This window comes from Rhodoferax sp. RT5P35, from assembly GCF_056521385.1.
On sequence record NZ_JBWMAX010000213.1, the window covers coordinates 1 to 1,221 of the forward strand.

The 1,221-nt window shown below is 60.2% G+C and carries 2 protein-coding genes; both read right to left on the reverse strand.

From position 1 onward, the window contains the following. Positions 1 to 291 (reverse strand): response regulator (locus AC097L_RS25060; RefSeq protein ID WP_479589420.1); only part of this gene is annotated, 291 nt, incomplete at its 3' end. After that, positions 270 to 1,221 (reverse strand): sensor histidine kinase (locus AC097L_RS25065; protein ID WP_479589421.1); only part of this gene is annotated, 952 nt, incomplete at its 5' end. The genes AC097L_RS25065 and AC097L_RS25060, both read right to left, overlap by 22 nt.

The window sequence follows — 1,221 nt, forward strand, 5'->3', positions numbered from 1 at the left end:
CACGGCGTTTTCGGCCGAGCCGTAAGCCGTGATGACCACACAACGCTCGCGGCGTTGCGCCGTCTTGACGTGCCGGAGCAGTTCAATGCCCAAGCCATCCGGCAGCCGCATGTCGGTGATGACCACGTCAAAGCTGTGCTCGTCCAGCAGATGCAGCGCATCGGCCAGGTTTTCGGCGGCTTCGACCTGGTAACCCTCGCGCAGGAGCGTCAACTCGTACAGGGTGCGCAAGTCGGGCTCGTCGTCGACCACCAGGATGCGGGTTGAGTTCAACGCTGAATTTGAGGCCATGATGTTGCTGTTGTGCTGTCGCTGTTCACGTTCATGCTGTTGGGTAGGGGGTTGAGGCGGAAGGTCACCTGAAACTCATTGCCTTCGACCGGATCACCCCGCATGGTCCGCCATTTCCGAAAATAGTTGACCGAGGCACCGTGCCCCTCGCACAGTTCACGGCAGATATAGAGCCCCAAGCCGCTGGATCGGCTCTCGGAGGAGAAAAAGGGTTCAAACAAATGGCGCTCTACCGACTGATCCATCGGCTGGCCGTCGCTCCAGACGCTCAGTGTTCCTTGCCCGGTCAGGGTGGTTCCCACGTGCACTTGAATGGCTCCCGGCTGCTGAGTCGCGTAGCGGCGCGCATTGTCAAGCAGGTTGATCAGAATCCGTCGCAAATGCTCCGGCTCAAAGCTCACCTCGATGCCTTTGCCGGGCAGTGTGACGGAGAGCACCTGTCCACTGCCGGTCTGGTCGCGCCAGTCGTTGCAAATGATGTTGATGGCCGCGTTCAACAGCAATCCGTTTGCGGGGGCGGGATTGTCGTCCTGCTGCACCCGGGAGAGGTTCAAAATATCTTCCACGATCTTTTCAAGCCGCTTGGCATTTTGCGCAACCATGCGGGTCAGTTGTTTGAGCCGGGGGTCTGAGAGGTCTTCATCCAGCAAGGCATTGGCTTGCGCGATGGCGGCCAGCGGGTTGCGTATCTCGTGGGCCACGGCGGCCGACATGCGCCCCATGCTGGCCAGTTTCTCGGTGCGCAAACGGGCTTCCATCTCGCGCTGATCTTTCAGGAACATGACACACAAGCTGTCAATGCCGCCTTGGGTGGCGGTCAATTGCGTGCGCACCTGCACGCGCCGGGGGCCCTGCCCGGCAGGCTGGATGGTGATGTCCGTCTGTTGGGGTTCATCTCGCAACAAGCTGAGTTGCATCAGTTCGACCAGT